The following is a 15187-nucleotide window of genomic DNA, read 5'->3' as shown; positions in this document are numbered from 1 at the left end:
GCAGTATAATAATATTTTTAAGATTGTTACTAAACGGTTACGGGATTTGTGAGAAGGGGCTGAGTAAAATTTTACTCAGCATTGTCAGAGAACAATACGTTTCAAGAATATGTTACCTATGATTGTGTAAGACGCCACATTTTACATTATCGAGCTGGTTTTATATTAATAAAGCGTATTTATTAAACTAACATCCCTTTAGTTTTCGTTACTGAATTTGGAAAATAAGCGGGAAACCGTCGGGGAGGCATGTTTCCCGCTTATGGGTAAATTAAAGGCTGACGGCAGTTTCTAGCGCGATATTCATCATTTCATTGAATGATTTTTGGCGATCTTCTGCGCTTAGTTTTTCACCGCGTTTGATATGATCAGAAACAGTAAGAATTGTCAGTGCTTTCGCTCCTAGCTCTGCGGCTACACCGTAGATACCCGCTGCTTCCATATCAACACCAAGAATGCCAAGTTTTTCCATCTTGTCGAATAGATCAGCTTCTGGACTATAGAAAAGATCAGCAGAGAATACGTTACCTACGCGAACGGGTACTTGTTGCGCTCGAGCCTGATTTACTGCTGTTTCTAATAGATGGTAATCAGCAATGGCTGCAAAATCATGGTTAGCAAAGCGGATACGGTTCACTTTTGAATCGGTAGATGCACCCATACCAATGATCACATCCATTAATTTCACATCATCGTGTACTGCGCCACAGCTACCAATACGGATAATGTTTTTAACACCGAAATCTTTGATCAGTTCATGTACGTAGATAGAACATGATGGAATACCCATACCATGACCCATCACAGAAATACGTTGACCTTTATAAGTACCAGTAAAGCCATACATGCTGCGCACATCACAGACACGCTTTACATCATCTAGGTAAGTTTCCGCAATAAACTGAGCGCGAAGCGGATCGCCAGGCATAAGTACCGTTTCTGCAAAATCACCAAACTCAGCGTTAATATGTGGAGTAGCCATAAAGAGCTCCTAGATAAAAATAGTTAATCAACATTATTGTTGTGCTTCGATAGACTCAGTTTATGAAACCGCAAAACTCTAACTAGTGATGTATATCACATAATTTAGGCTGTTTTTGATAAAAATCCATGCTGTTAACTAAATCTGTTGAAAAGGAGAGGGCGGTTTTGTTTTTGTGATGAATAAACAACCGGATTTAGTCATGCTCTAATACAGGCATAGATAAGATGCATGAGGTTATTCTGATCAGACGTTTTTTTGGGTAAAATTAGTGCGAGTTATAACAAAGAGAAAAGAACATATGCATAACCTTACATTATTGTCTGATGGTGAAAGAACACGCATTGAATTAGATAAGCAGGCCGCTTATACCGTATGGAAAGTGAAGAACGGTAAGGTCGGTTATGAAGCTTTTGTTGAGTTAGTTAATAATATTACAGATGATGATGAACGAGATTTTTGTGAGAAATCATTATCAAAATATAAGATGCAAATGGGCGTAAATTAATTGCTTTTTTATCTTTTCGCTTATGAACGGCTACCATCTCGGTAGTCGTTTTGTTTAAATTTCGCGAAAATTCTCTTTTTTAAGAAAAAAGCTAAATAATCTCGCATATGCTTAAAAGAATCTCTTTTAATCGCGAGATGAGCCATGAAAAAAATCGTCTTAATTTGCGACATTGATGTAAAAAAAGGGAGTAGTTATTTTGATTTTTTAATGCAGCTAGAATCACCGCGATTTCAGCTTGTTTTACTGGCTCGATCGATTACTGATGATGCTTATAACGATTTATATTCAAAAGGGTATCGTTATGATTCGTTTACCAGTATGTGGCAACTCATTGCTTTACTTCACTATCATCATCCTCACTTAGTACACCTTCATTTTTACGGGATAGGGCATCCTTATACTTTTATTGCTCGATGCTTTTGCTCTCATGTAGTTCTCACTATGCATAATTCACCTCCGCAAGGTTATCAAATCACACCATGGCGACGAATTAAGCAAAAATTATTAGGTCTGCCTCTTGCTCGACTTTGTGCTATTTCACCTTTTATTCAACAATGGTTAAGTCAATTTATGGCGCAAGAAAAAATAGCATTAATTAATAATGGTATTAATTTATCGCGTTTTAAGTATGAAAAAATACCACCAATGACAGCCAAACTACGCTGTTTTTATGTCGGTAGTTTAAGTGCAGAAAAAGGGTTGCATTATCTATTAGCATTATTTTTAGACCCAAGACTTTCGCGTATCGCACAGTTAGATATTTTTGGTGATGGAGAGTTAAAAGAGCAAGTCAAGTTAGCTGCAAATCAAACACAATCGATTAATTTTCACGGTCGTTCAACCCAAATAGAGCAAGATTTAAAACAAGCGCATATCGTGTTAATGCCATCTTGTTGGCAAGAAGCGTTTGGCTATGTCGCAATAGAAGCGATGGCGGTAGGCAGACCTGTGGTTGCTGAACCCATTGGTGGGCTGGCAGATCTGTTTGTCGATCAACAGCAAGGCTGGTACGTCCATTTTGAGCAATCAGATCAGGTACAGAATTTGCTAAGATTATTGTATAGCCAAAGTGACACGCTCGAAGCGATTAGCATAGCTGCAAGAAAAAGGGTGGAGCAAGAATACGATATCCAACGACAAATTACGCAAACCCATAAGATGTATACATCTTTATTGGGTTCGTAGCTTGTTCAGGCATAAGCAATGGGGTGGCGAGCATGCTAATAACACATCGCATTCGTGCTTATATTAAACAGCAAAATACACCATTAAGTCGGATATTATATCGCGTTGCAAAATGGTTTATTTATGGGCAACTTCCCGATCTTGCATGGATATATCGACCGATCTACGTTGTGTATCGTTTAATGAGTTTTGCTCTGCAACGTTTGCTTAATATCTTCTTATATTTACCAATGTTACAAGCAAGGTTAGAGCATTATTGCCCTGGGTTAAGTTTAGAAAATGGCTTTCCACTGATACAAGGTCCGATCAAAATTTATATTGGTAACAATACTTGCCTAAATGGTGCATTGAGCATTCATGGTCATCCAGATAGTGGAAGCTGCGAAATTCGTATTGGTGAAAATTGTTATATTGGCTGGCAGACAGGTATTTCCGTTGGTAAGAAAGTATTGATTGGGGATAACGTGATGATCGCAGGCAGAACCAGTATTAATGCTCACAGTGGGCACAGCCCGGGGTTAGATAAATATCAACCTCCGACAATGGCAGATCTGGTCATTGAAGATGATGTGTGGATCTGTACAGGGGTACATATTGTTAAACCAGTCACTATTGGTCGAGGCTCGGTTGTTGCTTCGGGGTGCGTGGTCACTAAAGATGTGCCACCCAATGTGCTGTTTGCAGGTAATCCTGGAAAAGTGATCCGACCGCTTCGAGGAAATGAATGAATATATTTTATTTCAGTTATTTTTCTCCTCCTTTATTAAACGTCGGTGCAAATCGTAGTCGACGTTTTTGTCAATATTTAGCCGAGCATGACCACCATGTAGTGATTTTTCGCGAAGGGCGGGCGCATCGCTTTGCTCATATCGATGATGATAATAATACCGTGCCATTGGTCGATTCCCTTGCTGTTGCTTCATGGAATATCGATTGGTGTTGGAAGTGGCCAACCATTATTCATAAGCAATGCTATCGGCTACGACATTGGCGCTCCCCCGAACGAGATGGTGATATTGCTAAACGTTATTGGCTTATTGATTTACATTGGGGCTGGATAATTCCTACGCTTAAAATGGCATGGAAAAAAAGCCGAATAGTGAAACCTGATGTGATAGTGGTTTCTTGTCCACCATTTAGTAGCGCATTGATCGGTGTCTATTTGTCACAATGGTTGAAAATCCCGTTAGTGTTAGATTTTAGAGATGCATGGTCACAAGCGAGCTACTTTGTTGATAGCAATGCATTAAATTGGGAAAGGCGTGTGTTACAGCAAGCTGATGCGCTGGTGGTAACCTCAACGGCGGATCATGATGCCTATCAAAGGTTATATCCCGATAAGCTGATCCGTTATGTACCCAATAGCTATGATTATATCCTTGATCATGTTTCCGACAATCATGATGTTTTAACGATAGGTTACAGTGGGACATGGGATGGTTTTCGTCGCAGTGCCACAGGAATATTTTCTCAATTGGCACAATGTGATTTTCCTATTCGTTTTATCAATGTTGGTGATATTCAGTCTGAAATGATGAGCTTGATCCATGAGTATCAATTAGATGATGTAGTAAAGATGATCGCCAGCCAACCTAAAGCGAAACTGAATGAAATATTAGCACAGTGTGATGTGCTATTTATTCAAAAGGGGATGGCAGATCAAGGGAAAACAGATACCCATTTAGCGACCAAAGCCATTGATTATGTGGCGAGTGGTAAGCCTATCTTAGCGGAATTACCTGAGGGGGAGACCTTATCATTCTTACGTAAATATGCGACGCAATTGTTTGAAGTCTCTGTAAGTCAACCATTGCAATATCAACAACAGCTACAATCCCTTTATCGACAATGGCAACAGAATAAATTGTTGGTAATGAAACCTTCTAGTGAGTTTTATGCTTGTTATTCAAGTGAAAAATTGGCTTATGATTTTACTCAGGTGCTAAAAGATGTCACAACTTACAAGTTTGCTGAAAGCATTAAGACATGATGGTGTTGTGGTATTGCCTGCATGTATTACGCCTGATGAATTATCGATCATGCAACGACATTTTCGAAGCCAATTAGTACGTCCAGCATTTAACTCATGGCAAGGTTATTCTCAAACGGATCGTAAACGTTTGATGGTTGATCAAGTCTTAACGCTCGATCGTGTGTTTTGCCAGCTTCCACTGATGCCATTGATCCATGATCTAGTTGTGAGCTATTTAGATAGTTCTGTTTGTTTACAAGAAGCAAAAGGTTGGCAAAGTTTGCCTTTTTCCGACAACTTTCACCCACTACATCGTGATGAGTGGTATTGCCCGTTGCATTATCAAGCGCAAGCGATACCTCGCTCTTTAAAGTTAGGCTGTTATTTAGATGATGTAGAATCAGGAGCATTTGCTTATGTAAAAGGTTCTCATCACCATTGCTCGCAAGGTGAAGTTGGTGAACACTATCACCAACAAACAGAAAGTCATCAAATCACGACCATTACTGGTAAAGCGGGGACGTTATTTTTATTTGATCCTGAAGGGCTGCATCAACAAAGTTACCCTAACCTATCAGCACGGAATGCACTGTTCTACCATTTCTTCTCGCCATTAGTTGTGCTGTCAAAAAACTTTACCCAATGGGGGCGTTTTCAACGTTTATTGATTGATACCAGTTTTCTTTCTGGATTAAGTGAGCAGCAACTCGCTTTCTTAGGTACAAGCCGATTACCTAGCCGTGATATACCATCAGTTCAACATTATCGAGCATTATCAATGCCAATAAATATAGCAGTGCGCTCGTTAAACGAAGCGCACTATTGGTTTGAGAAAATAAAAGCAAAAGTGTTTAGACAATAGTTAGCGTTTAGTGGTGATGCATATGTGTGTTCTCAGTTTCGGTTGATGTTGGTGCTTGGAAAGTGGCAGGTTCGACTTTGACATTTACCGTTATTCTTCCTGCGTTTTTAAATGTTAATGTCATTGGAAATATTTCACCCAGCTCTGGTACTTGTTTTAAGTCGAAAAACATAATGTGAAAACCACCGGGTTTGAGCAATGTTTCGCTATTGGCTGTGATGGGTATAGCGCTGACTTGACGCATTTTCATCATACCATCTTGATGTAAATGTTCGTGTAGCTCTGTCTTATTTGCTATTGGAGAGCTTGCTGATAATAGTTCATCGTCCGTTGATGTGTGATTGTTAATAGTGATAAATGCTGCTGCAACCTGTGAGGTTGGAGGTACTTCTTTTGACCAAGCCTGAGTGAGTTCAAGATTCTGTTTAGGGTGATGTTCTGCAAGTACTGGCGTGACAAATAATGCGAGAGCAACAAAGATAAAATGTTTAAATGTGTACTTTCTCATATCTATTCCTTTAGAAGTTGATAGCTATGCTACTGAGTATGGCAAGATATGTCGGCTTTTGCTTATGGTTAGTACTATCGAGAGAGTGAATATCACAGTTAGTCTTGATGAGTGATTGTTATATTTGCAATAAATCGTGTTATGTGACGATAAATACTGCCGTGTTAAATGAAACTTGAGTAAAGATTTTGCCAATAGGTAGGCGAATGAGTCTTGAATTTAGTATTATTAGGCGCAGAGATTGACTGAATGGTGAATAAAGTGAAAACAACTGATTTTTCAGCACTAGATGATGATAATAGTGATGTAATGATTTCGATGCGTGCGGAGCAGCGCCCACACTCGGTAAAAACTACAAAATCATCAGCTAAAGCAGGCACAACTGCACGTTCAAAGCGTTTAACGGATTGTCCTGCTTGTGAAGGTGTTGTATCACGTCGTGCGCATTTTTGCCCTCATTGTGGTGAACCAGATCCTTCTCGTCATATTCAACGTTCTCAGTGGGTATCACGTCTTGTTTGGACGGCGATCATTGCAGCGGGCTGTTGGTATGCATACGTAGAATTAATGCCTTGGGTTATAGAGCGCATGAAGTAAGTCCCTTGCAAGGTTCAATAAAAAACCGACGATATACGTCGGTTTTTTTGTTGATGGGAATACTCGATCAGTTAAAACCAAATGTCATACCTGCTGCAACACCAACATTGTGGTTTGAGTTATAAGAGGTATCAAGAGTGACTATACTGTCTGGAGAGGTATTGATCTTCGCAGCCAATGCGATGGCATCTTGATCGCCATAATAGCCTAATCCCATACCTATATTATATTTACGGTTAGGTTTTACCGTAATAGCAGCCATTGCCATAGCTGATGCGATACCAGCATCTTCTCTATTTTGTAAGTTCTTTAGTTTTTCATTAAAGACATTAGAGAGTTGGTTGACTCTTTGATCTGTATAATTATTCGCTTTCTGTAATGTTTGTTGCGCTTTTTCATCTGTATATTGTTTTGATTTATTGTAATACGCCATTACATGATTATTCGTGTAGTTAATTGATTCGTTATGTAAATGACTAATGTTATAAGCATTGGTGTTAACTCCTGCTGTATTCTTTTCGATACTTTGGCTGTTATTGCTAATACGCTGTGAGTTTTTATTCGCTATTGTTGTGTTATTAAGAATATCTTTTCTGTTTTTTTGAATATCATTGCCATTATTAATGATCACGCTTTTATTATCATTAATATCTGATGTGTTTTGACTGATCTGTTTTGAGTTAGTTGTAATATTCTGCGTGTTATTCTCAATATTTTTTATATTCTTGTTAATGCTTTCTTTGTTTATACCAATATTAGTGGCATTGTTAGCGATGATGTTTTTATTGATATCAATAGCTTTATTATTTTGCTCAATATTTACCGCATTGTTTTTTATATCATTGGTATTGCGCGTGATCGCATTCGAGTTATTGGTAATACTCTGGCTGTTATTTGTGATCTCACCTTGTAAGGCTTTTTTAGCATCGGTTAACTGACTGACGTTAACGGCATCCGTTGCATTAATACCAGCGTGAACATTGGTCAATCGACGGGTTACATCTGTTGTTGTTACCTGTAATTTACCATCAACAAAATCTTGTTTATAAACCTTACCACCAAAACTTACAGTGTCTTTTTCATCTGCACGGCTGTTATTACCAATCGCAATACTATCGTTTGTTGCTGACGCATGACTACCAATGGCAAGGCCATCGTTGGCATAGGATTGAACACCAATTGCCACACCACTATTTTCAGCTTTTGAGCTAGTGCCAAATGCAGTGGAATGATCTTTTGCATCACTAGTATTACCAATGGCTATAGAGTCATTATCAACTGTTAATGCTGAGCCCATGGCTACATTGTGCGAACCTTTAATAATAGCAGCGCTACCCACTACGGTATTTTGATATTGTTTATTAGGTAAAGCCGCAGTATCTGAACGATTAATAATAATATTACCGCCCATCTGATTGTTGGTATTAGTTGTATTTAATTCTGTTGGTTGATTTGCTGAAATACCCTGTTCTGACTGAGTGTTGTTATTAATGATAGCCGCGTGAACGTTACATGCGAGAAGTAATGGTGCTGAGCAAATTAGCTGCTTTGTTATCCGATTCATAATTATTTTTAGTGTCTAGTGATCGTTAAGTATACAGTAACGTCAAAAAAATGGCAGGTAAACATAAGATATTGCAATAATAGAAATCAGCAATAATGTTATAGAAGAGTAGTTATGAGATCATCGTCACTAATATTATTATTAATGACGATGAAAGATAGGAAATAATTAATGTGTATTTTGCATACCGCGCGTTTGATTCATTGTGCGTGAACCTGCGGTACCATAAGTATTAATATCGTATCGGTTTGGTGAATATCCGATACGTGAACGATAACGGCGATCAAGATCTGATAAATTAATACCGTAATTTTCACTTAATTGTTTAATTACTACGTTAATTTCTTTTTGAGAACTATTTTGTTGACGTAAGTAGTAATATAAATTTTCTGCTCGTTGCTGATTCATAATAAACCCCGTATATATGGGACGTTTAGTGGTGGTGTGCAGCGCCTGATAAATTCATAACTGCAAGACCCACTGCAACAATTATCATCCCAATCCAAACTTTAGTATCGATATGTTGGTTATAAATAACGCTTGAAAGCGTGGTAACGAGAATAATGGCAAGCCCAGCCCAAGAGGCATGAACAATTCCTACTGGAATACTTTTCATTGCTTGTGATAGAAACAGAAAGGCTGTGATATGCCCAAGAACGACAACAGCTGTTGGTAATGGGTTGGTAAAACCATTGGCAGATTTAAGTGCAACGTGTGATGTCGCCTCTGCTAATACACCTAATAAAAGAAATAACCAACTCACAACCAAACTCCAATCTAATTTCTAACGATGAAATGATTATAATTATTTCTATTAAGATGATAATTGCATGTTTTGTGAAATTACTTTTGCCAGTGGGTAATAATTGATATCTGTTATAGGAATAATGACAAGTTAGTATGTGTTCTACAGTACACTAGCAGAGAGAACGGGATAGATAAGTAATAGGTGGTAGCAGTAGTGCTTCAAGATCGTGCCGGACGAATGGCAATTTTTCATACTTTGGTTAATAGCGGCAATTTTACAACAGCTGCGCATAAACTCGGAGTATCAACATCGCATGTCAGTAAGCAATTGAGCTTATTAGAGGCAGAGCTTCAGGTAAAACTCGTGCAACGAACAACGCGCAGCTTTACCTTAACCGATGAAGGTGTTGAATATGCCAAATTTTGTGAGCAAGTGGTCTCCGCGGTATTAGATGCGGATGCCATGATGGCTGACATCCGTGATGAGGTATCAGGTACACTTCGTTTGGGATTATCACAGTCATTCGGCACTATGCATATTATCCCCGCCATTGAACATTTTCGTCGTCAGTTCCCAGATCTTCATGTGGAAGTCAGCCTATTTGATCATCGCGCGAATATGGTCGAAGAGGGACTAGATCTGTGGATCACCAATGTTGAAAACATCCCTGAAGGTTATGTTGCCCAGCGTCTAGCTGATACTCGCTTTATTGTTGCCGCATCGCCTGAATATCTAATGCATCATTCTGCGCCTACTCATCCTCGTGATTTGCAGGAACACAATTGCCTTGTATATCAAAATAGACAGGTTAACCATGGCACTTGGTCGTTTATACGCGATCAAGAAGGTCTGTGTGTCACGGTATCAGGTAACTACCGGGTTGATTTAGCTGAAGCGGTGCGTGACGCCTGTGTCTCAGGGTGGGGCATTGCCTACCTTGCTACTTATCTTTTAACCGATGAGTTTAAAACTGGAAAGCTAATTCAATTGCTTAATGATTGGGAAGCCAATCAGGGAATGCACTTTTATGCGGTATATCCTAGCCGCAAGCATTTACCGAAAAAAATAGTGGCTGCGATTAGTTTCTTTAAACAGTATATCGGTGAGACACCCTACTGGGACAAAAACCTTTCACATTATGTCAACCTGTAACGATGTAGAGTCATTTTTCATCAATATTGCTATCGAAAAATTGGGAGAGTTGTAAGTTCTATACTAGAACAATCAATAACTTTTATCTAAATATAGCTAGCAAGTGAACAAGGAGATGATGACATGACAAAGTCTCACGGTATTCAAATTGAAATTGATAATAACGATGGCAAATTTTTTGTTGAGATAAAGGCAACAGGTAAATTAACTCACCATGATTATCAGATGATCACACCTGAAATTGATACGGCACTTGAAGGTGTCGATAAGCCGGTAGTTGATGTGTATTTTGATGGTACTGCTTGCGACGGCTGGGATCTCCATGCTGCTTGGGATGATCTTAAACTGGGTTTAAAGCACGGTAAGAGTTTCCGCAAAGTCGCGCTTTATGGCAATAAACATTGGCAAGAACTCGGTGCTAAAATTGGCAATTGGTTTATGTCAGGTGAAGTGCGTTATTTTGACGATGCTATTGATGCCTTGAATTGGTTAAAAGAGGCGTAATGCTATCAATATTAAGTGGTGTCGTTGGCTTTTCTACACCACTTAAATCACTTGTTTTATATTTCTTCTTCAAATCATCTCCTTGCCTACAAACCAAGATATTCTCGCTGAACCTAGTAACTTGAAATGGCTTGGGTATAATCAGCACCTTGATTGGAATAAAGACAGGCTTGAGCACAAACAGTCGCTTGAAGCTTCATTACAATAAAACAGGATGAGATGGATCGTTTTATGAACAAGACATTGCTTGCGACTCTACTGCTGAGTGCTATTTTCTCTTCAACCTCTTTTGCAGCAGAACAATCAACATCAGAAACAGCGGCATATACCCCAAGTGAGCCTTTGGTATTAACGCCTGTTGTGACAGAAGAAAATGATGCTTCATTGGCTGAAGAAGCACCTAAATTTGACGATACCATGCATTACTTCGTTGGTATCACTGGCGGTATGGCTGACTTAAGCCTTGATGTGAATGCTGGAGCAGACAAACTACAATCACCTGACGCAAGTGGTTTATTTGGCGCTGATATTGGTTTTTATACCGCAGGTGGAACAGGTCGTATTTACTATAGCTACCAGAAAATGAGTGGTGAGTCTGATCATAATGACAAAAAAGCCATTGATACCGATGTATCGCTTCATTTAGTCAGTGCGGATTATATTTTCTGTGCAGATAAAACCATTAATCCATTTATTGGTGCGCATGTAGGTTACATGATCGCAGACAGTAAAGGTGATGGTTACGGTAGCTATAAGCAATCGGGTGAGCTACTAGGTGTGCAAGCTGGTGTGGCATGGCGCATGTCAGATCACTTCACTGCAGAAATGGGAGCACGTCACTCGGCTACTCAAAGTAAAGAGCAAGAAGTGTGGTCTGGAAGCAATACTAAATCAGATCTAAAGAGCATCACGACGTTCTACATGTCTGCAAATTACCGTTTTTAACCATATTTAACGGGCAGACATTGATGAAAGCAGCTATTAAAGTAATAGCTGCTTTTTTATTGCTTAATGTCAAACAATCTTGATTGTTTACTCAACGCCTCAGCAGCGTATAATGCATTCCCCTAGAAACGACAACCATTATCACTAAGGACTTCACTTTGAAGCTATTTGTCAGAGATCTCACTGTAATTGATGCGTCTTACCTATGTACTGAGCGCGGTATGGTAGGCGAAAGTTGGATTCTTGATGTGGTGATGTCGGGCGAGTTAAATGAAATGAGCATGGTGCTCGATTTCAGTCGTGTTAAGAAACAGATTAAGCAATTAGTGGATCAATATGTTGATCACCGCCTAATTGTGCCAGCTAAATCTCCAGCGATTAACACTGCCGCGACAACGACCGGTTATGCGACGGTTGATCTTTTGCGAGAGAAAAAAAGCATTCATCTTCATTGCCCAGAGCAAGCGTTCTGCTTTATTGATGCGGAAACCGTCACTATCGAGAGCGTAACTGAGCATGTATACCAAGTACTAAAAGGTAACTTACCTGAAAACGTACAAGGTTTAGATATCACGCTACGCCATGAAACGATCAATGGTGCGTTTTACCATTACAGCCATGGTTTGAAAAAGCATGATGGTAACTGTCAGCGTATTGCCCATGGTCATCGCTCTCCAATTGAGCTGATTGTTAACGGCGAACGTAATGCTGAGCTTGAAAAGCAGTGGGCAAAGCGTTGGCAAGATATCTACCTTGGCTCGCAAGAAGATCTATTGAGCGTGACAGAACTTAATTTAAGTGAATGCGCTAAACAAGTTACTGATGAAACGCACTATGGTTTCCGATACACCGCACCACAAGGTGAATTTGAATTAGCGATTGCATGCTCAGAAACTGAAATGCTAGATACTGATACCACGGTTGAACTGCTTGCGGGTTACATCGCAGAGAAAGTCAAACCGAGTTTATCTGACAGCGACACACTTGAAGTTGTTGCTTATGAAGGTGTCGGTAAAGGTGCTATGGCAACCTTATAATTAAGGAACCGTCGCATAACAAAACAGCCCAGCATGCTGATGTTCACTATAGTTAAAGTGACAGAAGCAACGTTGGGCTTTTTTATGTTTAAAATTTCAGCAATAAACATTAAAAAGTGAGACATAAAGCGATGTTTGTTGCTTAACTCTCTAAAAATTCAATATTTTATGAGTAGACTGAAAGGAAGACGTCGTAACGAGAGGGATCGATTATGTCAGTTAAATCTCTATCAAGTGACAAGCTGTATCGCGTATCAGCATTGAATGGATTGAGTGATGAGTGTAAGTCAACTAAACACCTTACACCATTAGATGAAATTGTAGGACAAGAGCGAGCGCAACAAGCGGTTGAGTTTGCGATGTCGATTAAAGAAAAAGGCTATAACATTTATGCTATAGGCCGTAATGGTTTGGGGAAACGCACCATGGTGATGCGCTACCTGAATCGTCATGATCCAAATGGTAATGCCAATACACTTTATGATTGGTGTTATGTCTCTAATTTCGATGATACCCGCTGTCCAAAGGTACTGAAGCTACCAGCAGGGCAAGGTACTGCCTTTAAAAAAGATATCGAACAATTGATGAAGCGTTTGGTTAAAGCGTTTCCAATGGCGTTTGATAACGAACTCTATATTAGCCGTGCTGAAAAGCTGAAAACCCAGTTAGCGCAGAAACAAGAAAATGCGTTAATGGCAATGAAAAAAGGTGCAGAAGAGCGCGGTGTCGCTTTAACTATTACGACGCAAGGTGATTATCAACTTGTGGCGATGAATGGTGAAGAGCCACATACAGAAGCATCATTTGCTGAGCTTTCAGAGCAAGAACAGCAGCAATTTGAAGATACTATCAATGAGCTAGAAGTTGAGTTACGTAATATTGTTCGTCAGCTAACAGAATGGGAAGAAAAGTATTCTGATAAGCAACAAAAGTTGGATGAAGATATTGCTAAAGATGTCACTGCACACTGTATTAAAGATCTGAAAACCAAATACAGTAAATTGCCAGAAGTGAAAGCATATCTATCAGCGATGTATAACGATATTCTTGAAAATATTGATATTTTCTTGGAAGAAAGCGAAGAGCAAGTGGCGCTTGCTTACGCCTCGTTAGATAAGAAAATGCCTCGTCGTTATCAAGTAAACGTATTGGTGCATCAAGACGTTGAGCGTAAATTCCCAATTGAAGTGGAAGAGAGTCCGAATTACCACTCTATTTTTGGTTACGTGGAAAACGCGACGTTCAAAGGTACGGTATTTACCGATTTCTCACTGATCCGCCCGGGTAGCTTACACCGTGCCAATGGTGGTGTATTAATGATGGATGCGGTGAAAGTGTTAGAGCGTCCTTATGTATGGGATGGTCTAAAGCGTGCATTGCGTGCTCAGAAGCTGAATTTAAGCTCGCTTGAACGTGAAGTGACGCTATCTGGTACTATCTCTCTTGAACCAGAGCCAATTCCGTTGAACGTTAAATTGATCCTATTTGGTGATTATCAAACTTATCAATTACTACAACACTACGATCCAGAGTTTAAAGAGTTGTTCCGTGTCACGGCAGATTTTGAAGATGATATGCCGCGTACAGACACCTCTGAAGAGCAGTATGCACGTTTTATTGCCAGCATTGTTCATGATGGCGATATGCTGCATTGTGATCGTAAAGCCATTGCTCGGATCATTGAGTACAGCTCGCGTCAGGCAGATGATCAAAACAAACTGTCACTGCACTCTGCAGACATTGCTAATTTATTGCGTGAAACCAACTATGTAGCGAAATCATCTAATGCCACGATGATCCGTAGCAATCACGTTGAACAAGCATTACAAAATCAAGAACAGCGTGTTAGCCGTTTAAAAGATCATGTAATGCAGAACTTCGTTACTGGCACCACCTTGATTGATGTTGATAAACAAGCGGTAGGGCAAGTGAATGCACTGTCAGTTATTTCAACATCAGATTATCAATTTGGTGCACCAAGTCGAATTACAGCAACCACGGCTTATGGCTCTGGTGAAGTGTTTGATATTGAGCGCAGCGCAGAGCTTGGCGGGAGTATTCACTCAAAAGGGGTGATGATCCTATCGGCTTATTTAGCGTCAGTCTTTGGTAAAACTGCCAAGATCCCACTTACTACGCACCTGACTTTTGAGCAATCTTACGGTGGCGTTGATGGTGACAGTGCTTCAATGGCAGAGGTCTGTGCGATTGTTTCGGCGTTCTCTGGTTTGCCATTGCGTCAGGATGTAGCGATCACCGGTTCCATGAACCAATTTGGTGAAGCACAGCCAATTGGTGGTGTGAATGAGAAGATTGAAGGTTTCTTTGATGTATGTGCAATCAAAGGCCGCACCGCAACACAAGGTGTGATCATTCCGCAATCTAACGTACATAACCTAATGCTGCGTAAAGATATTGTTGAAGCGGTTGAAAAAGGCGAGTTCCATATCTGGGCGATTGACCATGTCTCTCAAGCCATTGAGATCTTTACTGGCAAACCGACAGGTGTGGAGGCTGAGCAAGGTATGTATCCCAATGATACGGTGTTTGGCATTGCGCAAATGAAGCTAAACTCTCTGCGTCGCTAATCATTTGTCTTAATTGAAAAAAGCTACCTACG

The 15187-nt window shown here is 39.8% G+C and carries 16 protein-coding genes; 11 read left to right on the top strand and 5 right to left on the bottom strand.

Annotated elements, in window-relative coordinates; genetic code table 11:
• Positions 1-271: 271 nt before the first annotated feature.
• Entirely contained in the window at positions 272-982 is a 711-nt protein-coding gene (gene deoD, locus Q7657_RS00310) for a purine-nucleoside phosphorylase (protein WP_107166389.1), read from the bottom strand.
• A gap of 301 nt (positions 983-1283) precedes the next feature.
• Here deoD and Q7657_RS00305 point away from each other — a divergent pair, with 301 nt between their 5' ends.
• The 5 genes from Q7657_RS00305 to Q7657_RS00285 all read left to right on the top strand — a co-directional run bounded on the left by Q7657_RS00305 (position 1284) and on the right by Q7657_RS00285 (position 5512).
• Positions 1284-1490 (top strand): DUF3283 family protein, encoded by a 207-nt coding sequence (locus Q7657_RS00305; RefSeq protein ID WP_107166388.1) that lies wholly within the window; start codon positions 1284-1286, stop codon positions 1488-1490.
• 144 nt (positions 1491-1634) lie between these two features.
• Positions 1635-2678, top strand: a complete 1044-nt coding sequence (locus Q7657_RS00300) for a glycosyltransferase family 4 protein (protein WP_107166387.1) — start codon at positions 1635-1637, stop codon at positions 2676-2678.
• Positions 2679-2710: 32 nt separating this feature from the next.
• On the top strand, positions 2711-3406 hold the full coding sequence (locus Q7657_RS00295; protein ID WP_107166386.1) for an acyltransferase: 696 nt from the start codon (positions 2711-2713) through the stop codon (positions 3404-3406).
• Entirely contained in the window at positions 3403-4668 is a 1266-nt protein-coding gene (locus Q7657_RS00290) for a glycosyltransferase (protein ID WP_107166385.1), read from the top strand. The genes Q7657_RS00295 and Q7657_RS00290 overlap by 4 nt, the downstream gene beginning before the upstream one ends.
• On the top strand, positions 4628-5512 hold the full coding sequence (locus Q7657_RS00285; RefSeq protein ID WP_107166384.1) for a phytanoyl-CoA dioxygenase family protein: 885 nt from the start codon (positions 4628-4630) through the stop codon (positions 5510-5512). Before Q7657_RS00290 ends, Q7657_RS00285 begins: the two co-directional genes overlap by 41 nt.
• A gap of 7 nt (positions 5513-5519) precedes the next feature.
• On the opposite strand, the gene Q7657_RS00280 is transcribed toward Q7657_RS00285, so the two are convergent.
• On the bottom strand, positions 5520-6020 hold the full coding sequence (locus tag Q7657_RS00280; RefSeq protein ID WP_107166383.1) for a copper chaperone PCu(A)C: 501 nt from the start codon (positions 6018-6020) through the stop codon (positions 5520-5522).
• Between the two features lie 261 nt (positions 6021-6281).
• On the opposite strand from Q7657_RS00280, the gene Q7657_RS00275 reads away from it, so the two are divergent.
• Positions 6282-6617: a hypothetical protein gene (locus tag Q7657_RS00275; protein ID WP_258178272.1), complete on the top strand. Its 336-nt coding sequence runs from the start codon at positions 6282-6284 to the stop codon at positions 6615-6617.
• Positions 6618-6684: 67 nt separating this feature from the next.
• Here the strand turns inward: Q7657_RS00275 and Q7657_RS00270 are convergent, their stop codons facing one another.
• The 3 genes from Q7657_RS00270 to Q7657_RS00260 all read right to left on the bottom strand — a co-directional run bounded on the left by Q7657_RS00270 (position 6685) and on the right by Q7657_RS00260 (position 8944).
• Positions 6685-8181 carry a YadA-like family protein gene (locus Q7657_RS00270; protein WP_107166381.1) on the bottom strand — a complete coding sequence of 499 codons (1497 nt, stop codon included), beginning with the start codon at positions 8179-8181 and terminating at the stop codon, positions 6685-6687.
• A gap of 168 nt (positions 8182-8349) precedes the next feature.
• Positions 8350-8589, bottom strand: a complete 240-nt coding sequence (locus tag Q7657_RS00265) for a hypothetical protein (protein ID WP_053987687.1) — start codon at positions 8587-8589, stop codon at positions 8350-8352.
• A gap of 25 nt (positions 8590-8614) precedes the next feature.
• On the bottom strand, positions 8615-8944 hold the full coding sequence (locus Q7657_RS00260) for a DMT family transporter (protein ID WP_107166380.1): 330 nt from the start codon (positions 8942-8944) through the stop codon (positions 8615-8617).
• A gap of 198 nt (positions 8945-9142) precedes the next feature.
• On the opposite strand from Q7657_RS00260, the gene Q7657_RS00255 reads away from it, so the two are divergent.
• The 5 genes from Q7657_RS00255 (at position 9143) to Q7657_RS00235 (ending at position 15155) form a co-directional block, all read left to right on the top strand.
• Positions 9143-10081 carry a LysR family transcriptional regulator gene (locus Q7657_RS00255; RefSeq protein ID WP_107166499.1) on the top strand — a complete coding sequence of 313 codons (939 nt, stop codon included), beginning with the start codon at positions 9143-9145 and terminating at the stop codon, positions 10079-10081.
• 123 nt (positions 10082-10204) lie between these two features.
• A complete protein-coding gene (locus tag Q7657_RS00250) occupies positions 10205-10585 on the top strand; it encodes a SpoIIAA family protein (RefSeq protein WP_107166379.1) in 381 nt (126 codons plus the stop codon).
• 231 nt (positions 10586-10816) lie between these two features.
• The gene (locus tag Q7657_RS00245) at positions 10817-11530 is read left to right on the top strand and encodes an outer membrane beta-barrel protein (protein WP_107166498.1); all 714 of its coding nucleotides are present in this window, start codon (positions 10817-10819) and stop codon (positions 11528-11530) included.
• A gap of 158 nt (positions 11531-11688) precedes the next feature.
• Entirely contained in the window at positions 11689-12567 is an 879-nt protein-coding gene (locus Q7657_RS00240; RefSeq protein WP_107166378.1) for a 6-pyruvoyl trahydropterin synthase family protein, read from the top strand.
• Positions 12568-12779: 212 nt separating this feature from the next.
• Positions 12780-15155 carry a Lon protease family protein gene (locus Q7657_RS00235; RefSeq protein ID WP_107166377.1) on the top strand — a complete coding sequence of 792 codons (2376 nt, stop codon included), beginning with the start codon at positions 12780-12782 and terminating at the stop codon, positions 15153-15155.
• Positions 15156-15187 lie beyond the last annotated feature (32 nt).

The sequence above is a fragment of the Candidatus Photobacterium acropomis genome (genome assembly GCF_030685555.1).
Lineage (GTDB): Bacteria > Pseudomonadota > Gammaproteobacteria > Enterobacterales > Vibrionaceae > Photobacterium > Photobacterium lucens.
This window is presented reverse-complemented; position numbering and strand designations above follow the sequence as displayed.

Bases quoted from the DNA above. Each gene is read 5' to 3' on its own strand.
- deoD (WP_107166389.1), bottom strand. From the start codon at position 982: ATGGCTACTCCACATATTAACGCTGAGTTTGGTGATTTTGCAGAAACG.
- Q7657_RS00305 (WP_107166388.1), top strand. From the start codon at position 1,284: ATGCATAACCTTACATTATTGTCTGATGGTGAAAGAACACGCATTGAA.
- Q7657_RS00300 (WP_107166387.1), top strand. From the start codon at position 1,635: ATGAAAAAAATCGTCTTAATTTGCGACATTGATGTAAAAAAAGGGAGT.
- Q7657_RS00295 (WP_107166386.1), top strand. From the start codon at position 2,711: ATGCTAATAACACATCGCATTCGTGCTTATATTAAACAGCAAAATACA.
- Q7657_RS00290 (WP_107166385.1), top strand. From the start codon at position 3,403: ATGAATATATTTTATTTCAGTTATTTTTCTCCTCCTTTATTAAACGTC.
- Q7657_RS00285 (WP_107166384.1), top strand. From the start codon at position 4,628: ATGTCACAACTTACAAGTTTGCTGAAAGCATTAAGACATGATGGTGTT.
- Q7657_RS00280 (WP_107166383.1), bottom strand. From the start codon at position 6,020: ATGAGAAAGTACACATTTAAACATTTTATCTTTGTTGCTCTCGCATTA.
- Q7657_RS00270 (WP_107166381.1), bottom strand. From the start codon at position 8,181: ATGAATCGGATAACAAAGCAGCTAATTTGCTCAGCACCATTACTTCTC.
- Q7657_RS00265 (WP_053987687.1), bottom strand. From the start codon at position 8,589: ATGAATCAGCAACGAGCAGAAAATTTATATTACTACTTACGTCAACAA.
- Q7657_RS00250 (WP_107166379.1), top strand. From the start codon at position 10,205: ATGACAAAGTCTCACGGTATTCAAATTGAAATTGATAATAACGATGGC.
- Q7657_RS00245 (WP_107166498.1), top strand. From the start codon at position 10,817: ATGAACAAGACATTGCTTGCGACTCTACTGCTGAGTGCTATTTTCTCT.
- Q7657_RS00235 (WP_107166377.1), top strand. From the start codon at position 12,780: ATGTCAGTTAAATCTCTATCAAGTGACAAGCTGTATCGCGTATCAGCA.